Annotated in this window: 9 protein-coding genes; 5 read left to right on the top strand and 4 right to left on the bottom strand. The window is 63.8% G+C overall.

Annotation, left to right across the window (positions count from 1 at the left end; genetic code table 11):
- The first annotated feature begins 387 nt into the window (after window positions 1–387).
- Entirely contained in the window at window positions 388–702 is a 315-nt protein-coding gene (locus HDG39_RS09130; RefSeq protein WP_184005191.1) for a DUF4148 domain-containing protein, read from the top strand.
- A 274-nt stretch (window positions 703–976) separates the two neighbouring features.
- On the opposite strand, the gene HDG39_RS09125 is transcribed toward HDG39_RS09130, so the two are convergent.
- Window positions 977–1,225 carry a hypothetical protein gene (locus HDG39_RS09125; protein WP_129961873.1) on the bottom strand — a complete coding sequence of 83 codons (249 nt, stop codon included), beginning with the start codon at window positions 1,223–1,225 and terminating at the stop codon, window positions 977–979.
- A gap of 183 nt (window positions 1,226–1,408) precedes the next feature.
- The gene (locus HDG39_RS09120) at window positions 1,409–2,455 is read right to left on the bottom strand and encodes a phytoene/squalene synthase family protein (protein ID WP_184005189.1); all 1,047 of its coding nucleotides are present in this window, start codon (window positions 2,453–2,455) and stop codon (window positions 1,409–1,411) included.
- A 508-nt stretch (window positions 2,456–2,963) separates the two neighbouring features.
- Here HDG39_RS09120 and HDG39_RS09115 point away from each other — a divergent pair.
- The 3 genes from HDG39_RS09115 to tehA all read left to right on the top strand — a co-directional run bounded on the left by HDG39_RS09115 (window position 2,964) and on the right by tehA (window position 6,059).
- Window positions 2,964–4,499: an ATPase domain-containing protein gene (locus HDG39_RS09115; RefSeq protein ID WP_221305653.1), complete on the top strand. Its 1,536-nt coding sequence runs from the start codon at window positions 2,964–2,966 to the stop codon at window positions 4,497–4,499.
- Between the two features lie 6 nt (window positions 4,500–4,505).
- Entirely contained in the window at window positions 4,506–4,856 is a 351-nt protein-coding gene (locus HDG39_RS09110) for a response regulator (RefSeq protein WP_184005187.1), read from the top strand.
- A gap of 180 nt (window positions 4,857–5,036) precedes the next feature.
- The gene (gene tehA / locus HDG39_RS09105; protein WP_184005185.1) at window positions 5,037–6,059 is read left to right on the top strand and encodes a dicarboxylate transporter/tellurite-resistance protein TehA; all 1,023 of its coding nucleotides are present in this window, start codon (window positions 5,037–5,039) and stop codon (window positions 6,057–6,059) included.
- Window positions 6,060–6,124: 65 nt separating this feature from the next.
- Here the strand turns inward: tehA and HDG39_RS09100 are convergent, their stop codons facing one another.
- Window positions 6,125–6,616 (bottom strand): DUF4126 family protein, encoded by a 492-nt coding sequence (locus HDG39_RS09100; RefSeq protein ID WP_184005183.1) that lies wholly within the window; start codon window positions 6,614–6,616, stop codon window positions 6,125–6,127.
- 340 nt (window positions 6,617–6,956) lie between these two features.
- Here HDG39_RS09100 and HDG39_RS09095 point away from each other — a divergent pair, with 340 nt between their 5' ends.
- Window positions 6,957–7,835, top strand: coding sequence for a LysR family transcriptional regulator (locus HDG39_RS09095; RefSeq protein WP_184005181.1), 879 nt, complete (start codon window positions 6,957–6,959; stop codon window positions 7,833–7,835).
- A 4-nt stretch (window positions 7,836–7,839) separates the two neighbouring features.
- Here HDG39_RS09095 and HDG39_RS09090 read toward each other — a convergent pair whose 3' ends face one another.
- The gene (locus tag HDG39_RS09090) at window positions 7,840–8,091 is read right to left on the bottom strand and encodes a hypothetical protein (protein ID WP_184005179.1); all 252 of its coding nucleotides are present in this window, start codon (window positions 8,089–8,091) and stop codon (window positions 7,840–7,842) included.
- Between the last annotated feature and the right edge of the window lie 36 nt (window positions 8,092–8,127).

Below are 8,127 nucleotides of genomic sequence, written 5' to 3'. Positions count from 1 at the left end.
TTGATTACGCGACAGGCGAAGCGCGGGGATAGCTAGCGGCTCTTTTTCACGCCGAACGACCGCTTTCGGAGAAATCGATCGTCTCTTTTGGGTCGATTTGACGCAATCGCGGACCACCTTACTCCCGCAAGGGATGTCGACCGCCCGGATCAATCACGAACTGTGGCAGCAGTCGTTCACCGACCTCGCATAGTTTCCATTTCCTGCGACACCGGAGACACGTCTACGCGTTAACCCTAAACGCTTCGTCGTTTTATATCAATTTCCGCAACAAACATTACATATTTCACGACTTACTCTCCCCAGTTCGCCAAATTACAATGCAATCACTGACTACGAACAAGCAAGTTCGCAGCAAGATAAAACCCTGAACTGGAGGTAAGTATCATGAAATCGCTGATTCAAGCCGTTGTCATCGCCGTCGCTGTCGCCGCCCCGGTCGCCGCGTTCGCGCAAGCCAACCAGCCCGTGACCCGCGCTCAAGTGCGCGCCGAGCTGATCCAACTGGAAAAGGCCGGCTATCAACCTGGTCACGCCGACCCGCACTACCCGGCTGACATCCAGGCTGCGCAAGCCCGCGTCGACGCGCAAAACGGCGTCGGTCAAACCGCTACCGGCTTCGGTGGTACGGTGAGCGGTACGTCGCAAACGAGCCATGCGGCTCCGACGAGTGGCCCGAAGTCGGTCTACTTCGGTCAGTAAGCGGTAGGCGGCAGGCGGTTCGTCAAGCGCAGCTATGTGGCCACGAAGCCCTGCGGCGAAACGAACCGCGAGCACGTCCAAATAGCGCGTCCTTGCGACGCGCACCCCGATTCAAATGAACTGGCCCGCGACTCGGGTATCTCCGAGCGCGGGCCAGTTCGTATGTGGTTACCTCCGTCATCGGGCTCCCGATGACTTCGCCCAGGCCTTCACGGTCTGGGCGCTTTTTCGCGACGCTCCGCGTGCGCCGCGATGAATTCTCTGCTGCCCGCGCTCAGTCGCGTGCGATCAGATTGCCGACCTGGCCGCGCCCGGTCACGAGGCAACTCGACAGGAAGCTCTCGCTCTGCGCGCTCGCGCCAGCGTCACCAAAGCCCTTTTTCAACGCGTCCGATTTGACGAGCGCCGCGCCCTGGTGACATGTAATCGTGCCGACCTCGCCCGCCTGCGCACGCATCAACGCGCGATCCGCCATCAGATAGCCAAGCAAAAGCACCAACGCAATATTGAACGCTTGTCGCATGGTCGCCTCCTTTTCGAAGAGACTAACGTGAAGCGCGAATGCAGTGGCCTGGGGCTTTCCCGATTGTTGAAAATTCAATGATCCAGAATAAATCGCGGCTACTGCGGGCGATTCGTAGTGCATTGAAGCGATTCAGTTTTATTCGATGCGCGTAGCTGTGCGCGCAACGGTAGGCGTTTACGCCTACAGCCGAGTTTCGATCCGCGCGATGCGGCTATTGATCGCATTGCGCACCAGCGCATTCGACGGCAACAGCAGCAGCGATGACGCGATGATCCGATACACGTCATGGCGCGTCACCTTCGACACTTTGGCCGGATCGAGCCACGCGTCGTTCTCCGCGAGCAGCAGTAAGGTGTCGAGGCCGATGAGGATCGGCCATAGGCAGGCGAGCCGCAAGCGCACCGCGCTCACCGGAATCGCAAGCGTATAGTCGAGCGCCGCGCGAAAATGATCGAGCGTCTTGCGCAGCAGTTCGACGAGCAGCGGCCGCGCGCGCATCGAATTGGCCGGTTGCAGCAGATCGCGCGCGCTCAGACCGTGGCGCTCGAGCATGCTCTGCGGCAGATAGCAGCGGCCGATGCGCAAATCTTTTCCGCAATCGCGCAGCACGTTGGTCATCTGCAATGCCTTGCCGAAACGCACGCCACGCTGCTTCATCGTGTCGGGCTGTTCTTTCAGCGTGCCCGGCATGTGCGCGTAAGTCATCGTGGTCCAGAACTCGCCGACGCAGCCCGCGACCAGATACGTATAGCGATCGAGTTCGTCGTATTCGCGCAGCGCCGCGATCTGGCCGGAGCGTTCGTCGGGGAACGTGCGCAAATCGAATTCCATGCCCTCGGTCAGCGTCGTGACGATCGCGCGCACCGAGTGGCGGTCGGACTCGCTCAGTTGCGCGAGCACGTCGAGCGCGGGGCTCAACGATTCGAGCAGCAGCTTTTCATCCGAATGCGCCTGCTGACCCGCGACTTCCGCGGCGATGCGCTGGAACGGCGCACTATCGACGGCCACGCCATTGACCTGATCGCGCAACGCGAGCAGCAATTCGAGGCGTTGGCCCGGTGCTATCAGCGAGGTGTCCGCAATCGTATCGGCCGCGCGCGCGAGCAGATACGCAAGGCCGATCGGATCGCGCATGCCGATGGGCAGCACGCGCAGCGTCAGATAGAAGGAGCGTGAAACACCTTTCAGGAGCGGGCCGAGAAGAATGGCCCGGGTCGGATTCGGCATGGGTTGGATCGGTTGGCAAATAGGCGGGTGTAAGCCCGCTGGGATCAGGCGCTGCCGAATTGTATACGGCGAGGCGCGTCACCCGGTACACCATGAACAAGCATCAGAAGCCGTCCGCCGAAGCCGGCGCCACTCGCAGCCGTCGTTCGAACCTGCACCTGACCTATGTGATCGGCAGCCTAGACCGCATCCTGCGGCGGCCGTATGAGTGAAGCGCTCGCCTTTCCGTTTCATTGCATCGGTTTGCAAGTTCGACCGGCCACCGCACCTCACTCCCCCCTCATGCCGCATGCACCGGGCTCCTCGCCGCCGGCTTTTTTCGCCCTCTCAGGCCGCCCTGTCGAGCACACGCCGTTCGCCGAGCACGCGTTGCCGGATAGACTCCCCGCATTTCACGCCGCGGGACACTGCCGCTCGCGATCGGGAATGGGGATTGCTGCCACGACTGGGTTGAGCACAGGACGGTCACGACCAGGCCGTCGCTTGCACTTTGAACGACACATCGACAATGACTACCGACGCATCCAACACGTCTCGCCCGTCCGAGGCGGCGCGACCTGACGCGGCCCGACCTGACACGGCCCGGCCTGACGCGGCGCGACGCAATGTCGAAACCGGCGTGCCCGGTTTCGACGAGATCCTCGGCGGCGGTCTGGTGAGCGGTGGCGTCTATCTACTGGAGGGCATGGCCGGCGCCGGCAAGACGATCCTGTCGAGCCAGATCGGTTTTTATCGGGTGCGGCAAGGCGAGAAAGTGCTGTACATGACGCTGATCGCCGAATCGCACGACAAGCTGCTCGGTCACCTGAAAGGCCTGAGCTTTTTCGACGAAGCCGCGGTCGCGCAGCAGATGCTGTTCGTGTCCGGCTATCACGAGCTGATGCAGGACGGCCTCGACGGTTTCCTGAAGCTGATCGCGTCGAGCATCTACGACTACCGGCCGAGCCTGATGATCATCGACGGCTTTCGCAGCGCGCGTGAATTCAGCGAAACCGAGCTGTCGCTGTCGAAGTTCATCCACGAGCTGAACGCGCTGGTCGCCGCGATGGACTGCACGACACTGCTGCTCGCGCCGCTGTCGGGCAACGAGTCGCATCCCGAGCACACGCTGGTGGATGGTCTGATCGAGCTGAACAGCTATCACGACGGCATGCGGCGCGCGCGCGAAATCGAAGTGCACAAGATGCGCGCGCGCGATCATCTGATGGGCAAGCACTTCTTCCGCATCGCCGGCAGCGGGCTGCTGATGTTCCCGCGCCTCGAAGCGCAGTGCGCGGAGCAAGCGGGCCCCGTCGATCTGAAAGCGCGGCTCGGCTTCGGCTTGCTGCACCTGGACAACCTGCTCGGCGGCGGCTTCGCGCAAGGGGCGACAACCACGCTGATCGGCCCTTCGGGCGTCGGCAAGACGCTGCTGTGCCTGCAGTTCCTCGCGGCCGGTCTCGCACGCGGCGAGCGTTGCGTGTATCTCGGCTTCTACGAGGGTCCGCACAGACTCATCGGCAAGGCCGAAGCGGTGTCGATCGCGCTTGCCGATGCGTGGCAAGATGGTCGTCTGATGGTGCTTTGGCAGCCGGCGATCGAACTCGCGGTCGATGAAATCGCCGCGAAGGCGCTCGCCACCGTCAAGCAGACTGGCGCGACGCGCATCGTGATCGACGGCGTCGAGGGCTTTCGCGATTCGGCGTTGCGTACCGAGCGCTTCGGCCTGTTCCTCAATGCACTGCTGCATCAGTTGCGCGAAGCGGCCATCACGACGCTCGTCACCGAGGAACTGTCGCTGTACAGCGATCCGGGTCACGCGAAGGCCGTGCGCGTGTCGGCGTTGACCGAAAACCTCGTGCTGCTGCGCTACGCCGAGACCGAAGGCGGACTGCGGCGCATGATTTCGGTGGTGAAGCAACGCGAAAGCGCGCACGACACGTCACTGCGCGAGCTGTCGATTTCGTCGCAAGGACTCGACGTGATCGACGGCTCGCCCGGCGCCGCGGGCACCCAATCGACGCCGGGCCTGTCGGCCACGCTGCGATCGCGGCGAAAAACCTAGCCGCTCATGAAAACCATTCTGGTGGTGGACGACGAGTTCGACATCCTCACGGTGTGGCGGCTGCTGCTGGAACGACACGGCTATGCGGTACGGACGGCGTCGAACGGCGCCGTCGCGCTCGAACTGGTCCGCTCGAGCCGGCCCGGTATCATCTTGTCCGATTGCATGATGCCGGTCATGTCGGGCCTCCAGTTGTGCGCGGCGCTGTATGAGGATCCAGAGCTGCGCGAGATTCCGATCATCCTGTGCAGTGCCGCATCGGACATTCCGGTGCAGCCGAATCCGCATATTGCCTACGCGCGCAAGCCGCTTTCGTTCGACCAGTTGCTGGCGATGCTCGTGCGCATGGGCGGTTGACGGCCGCCCTTCCTCCCCCCGCCTTCTCTGCCCCTTTCCCCCGCTAAAACACAGCTTGCGACGCTCGCGCCATTTGTCGAGCGTTTGCAGCGTTCTGCGATTCTCCGTGGCCTTTTACAGTAGGCCATCGATCGCGCATGACCAGCAACCCGCAGCGCGACGCAACTTTCGGAGGTCGTCATGAACAGCAATCGTGGTGCGGTTCCGGCTGGCTTCTTGAGCATCGCGGTGGGCTCGTTGGCGCTGGCCAACCTGTGGCGCGTAGCAATCCGCCTGTGGCATTTGCCGGCCGTCGCCGGCAGCGTGGTGACGATCGCGGCGCTCGCCGTCTGGGTCATCATTTTGTTCGCCTACGTGCACAAGTGGTTCGCACAGACCGCCGACGCACGCGCCGAACTGGACCATCCGGTGCAGTCTTCGTTCGTCGCGCTCGCGCCGATCTCGACGCTGCTTGCCGCGCAACTGCTGCAGCCGTACGCGCAGTCCCTCGCGCTGATGCTGTACGGCATCGCGGCGATCGCGCAACTTGGGCTCGGCGTCTATCTACAGGGCAAGCTGTGGCAAGGCGGCCGCAAGCCCGAACTGACCACGCCGGCGATCTATCTGCCGACGGTCGGAGCGGGCTTCGTCGCGGCGGCGAGCTCGGCCGCATTCGGCTTCCATCAACTGGGCGAGCTGTTTTTCGGCGGCGGCATGCTGGCGTGGCTCGCGCTCGAATCGATGATCCTGCATCGCGCCGCCGTGCACGAACCGCTGCCCGAAGCGCTGCGCCCGACCCTCGGCGTGCAACTCGCGCCGCCAGTCGTCGGTGGTGTCGCGTATCTGAGCCTCACCAGCGGCACGCCCGATCTGTTCGCCTACGCGCTGCTCGGCTACGGTCTCTATCAGGCGCTGATGCTGCTGCGTTTGCTGCCGTGGATCCGCCAACAGGTATTTGTGCCCGGCTATTGGGCGTTCAGCTTCGGCGTAGCTGCGTTGCCGACGATGGCCCTGCGTCTCGTCGAACGCGGCGCGACGGGTCCGATCGAATTCGCGGCACCGGTTCTGTTCGTGGTGGCGAACGCGATCATCGCGATTCTGGTCGTGAAGACGCTTCAGCTGCTCGTGCAAGGCAAGCTGATGCCGCCAGTGGCGGCGAGTTCGACGGCGGCGGCGCCGGTCAGGCAAGTCACGACGGCCGCGCGAATCGCCCGGGTTCGATAAGCTGCGGGCAGCGACCGAACGCGGCGGCGACGCGCAAAGCGTCCCGCCGCGTTTTCGCGTTTGTGTCAGAACCCGTGCAACGACACGACGATCAACGCAGCCGCGACGATCGCGACCACGTCCTCGATCAACGCCGCGGGCGCATCGCGCCCGAACATGCTGGCGAGCGAACTGCGCACCTTCGCGCCGCCGAGCGTGCCGATCACCGCGCCTACAGCGCCGACCACCGCGCCCAGCACCCCGACGATCATGCCGCCCGCCAGGCCGCCATGCGCGCCGCTGATCGCCGCGCCGCTCAGCGCACCGAGCACGATTCGCGCGCCGAACTGCAGTGGCACCTTGCGGCTCGGCGTTTCGGGCAATTGATCCGTGATCAGTTCGATGACCGCCAGCACGGTGAAGATATACGGCGTGGCCGCGAAGCCGAGGAAGGCGAGCGAGGTGCCTTGCAGCGGCAGCCATCCCAGACGCGCGGCCCAGCTGACGGCGGTGGGGGCGATCATCGCGCGAAGGCCGGCGACGACGCCGATGAGCAAGGCCAGAACATACACGGACATAGCGCACTCCCCATCGAGGGCAATGATGCAAGGTTGCACGAGCCGACGGCTTACCTGGACGAACGTCGGCAGAACATGTCGAACATTCCATCTGGACAGTCAACTTCTCACCACCTACATCGAGGCAGTCCGTGGCGGCCGTTCACCGTTGCTCACCATTGCCGGCTCTTCATCGCCGACTCGCCACCGCGCGTCTGGCGCGGCGCCGGGCGTACGATTGCCCCCGTCGATGTGGCCCTAGTGTCGCACAATTCGACTGGCGAATAACAGACAGGAAGTCGGCGAAGTGGGCCGATGGTGATAAGTTAGCCCACTCACAAGAAAATCTTGTATCTGCACCATGAGACCGTATCTTCCGCTGAACGCGCTGCGCGCGTTCGAATCGTCCGCGCGGCATCTGAGCTTCACGCGCGCGGCGCAAGAGCTGAACGTGACCCAAGCCGCGGTCAGCCAGCAGGTCCGCTTGCTGGAGGAGCGGCTCGGCACCGCGCTATTCAAGCGTTTGCCGCGCGGCCTCGCGATGACCGACGAAGGGCTCGCGCTGCGCCCCGTGCTGTCCGACGCGTTCGATCGTATCGAGGCGGTGCTCAAGCAGTTCGACGGCGGGCATTTTCACGAGGTGCTGACGATCGGTGTGGTCGGCACGTTCGCGGTCGGCTGGCTGATGCCGCGCCTGAAGTCGTTTCGCGACGCGCATCCGTTCGTCGAGCTGCGGCTGCTGACCAATAACAACCTCGTCGACCTCGCGACCGAAGGCCTCGATTTCGCGATCCGTTTCGGCGACGGGACGTGGGCCGGCTCGCTCGCCACCAAACTGCTCGACGCGCCGCTCGCGCTGCTCTGCACGCCCGAGATCGCCGCGCGCCTCGCACGGCCCGACGATCTCGCCAACGAAACGCTGCTGCGCTCGTACCGCATGGACGACTGGCTGAACTGGTTCGCGGCCGCGGGCATCGCGCCGCGGCCGGTGCGCGGACCGGTGTTCGATTCGTCGCGGTTGATGGTGGAAGCGGCGATACAGGGCGCGGGCATCGCGCTCGCGCCTGCGTTGATGTTCGAACGGGAGATCAATACCGGGCGTCTGGTGCGCCCGTTCGACATCGAGGTCAAGGCGGGCAGTTACTGGCTGACCTGCCTGAAGGGCAAGCCGATGACGCCGGCGATGTTGCTGTTCAGTCAGTGGCTCGCCAAGGAAGCAGCCACGGCGGGTCACGCATGAGTTCCTACGCGGCCGTGCGGCAATACCCGTTTATCGCGGGCCGCTCGGCTTGCGGCGGGAACACGTTCCACGAACCGTCGCCGTGGCGGAAGAAGAAAATCGACAGCAAGCCTTCCGGCTTCAACGCCTGCACACATACATAGCGTTGCTGTTGCGACGCGCGATGGCAGAACCGCACCACGCGCGCGGGCATCGACGGCGTGGGTGCGAGCCATTTGTCGACGGCCCAGTGCAGGCTTTTTTCTGCGGCAATCATGATGTTCTCCTCGAATCGTCCCGTTCCTGACGCGCT

Source organism: Paraburkholderia lebeckiae, assembly GCF_014201005.1.
Lineage (GTDB): Bacteria > Pseudomonadota > Gammaproteobacteria > Burkholderiales > Burkholderiaceae > Paraburkholderia > Paraburkholderia tuberum.
Note: the sequence above shows the minus strand (reverse complement) of the source record. Positions and strands in the feature narration are given on the sequence as shown.

What these genes read in the sequence shown, in the direction of transcription:
- HDG39_RS09125 (WP_129961873.1), bottom strand. Translation starts at nt 1,225, where the DNA reads ATGCGACAAGCGTTCAATATTGCGTTGGTGCTTTTGCTTGGCTATCTG.
- HDG39_RS09110 (WP_184005187.1), top strand. Translation starts at nt 4,506, where the DNA reads ATGAAAACCATTCTGGTGGTGGACGACGAGTTCGACATCCTCACGGTG.
- tehA (WP_184005185.1), top strand. Translation starts at nt 5,037, where the DNA reads ATGAACAGCAATCGTGGTGCGGTTCCGGCTGGCTTCTTGAGCATCGCG.
- HDG39_RS09130 (WP_184005191.1), top strand. Translation starts at nt 388, where the DNA reads ATGAAATCGCTGATTCAAGCCGTTGTCATCGCCGTCGCTGTCGCCGCC.
- HDG39_RS09095 (WP_184005181.1), top strand. Translation starts at nt 6,957, where the DNA reads ATGAGACCGTATCTTCCGCTGAACGCGCTGCGCGCGTTCGAATCGTCC.
- HDG39_RS09090 (WP_184005179.1), bottom strand. Translation starts at nt 8,091, where the DNA reads ATGATTGCCGCAGAAAAAAGCCTGCACTGGGCCGTCGACAAATGGCTC.
- HDG39_RS09115 (WP_221305653.1), top strand. Translation starts at nt 2,964, where the DNA reads ATGACTACCGACGCATCCAACACGTCTCGCCCGTCCGAGGCGGCGCGA.
- HDG39_RS09100 (WP_184005183.1), bottom strand. Translation starts at nt 6,616, where the DNA reads ATGTCCGTGTATGTTCTGGCCTTGCTCATCGGCGTCGTCGCCGGCCTT.
- HDG39_RS09120 (WP_184005189.1), bottom strand. Translation starts at nt 2,455, where the DNA reads ATGCCGAATCCGACCCGGGCCATTCTTCTCGGCCCGCTCCTGAAAGGT.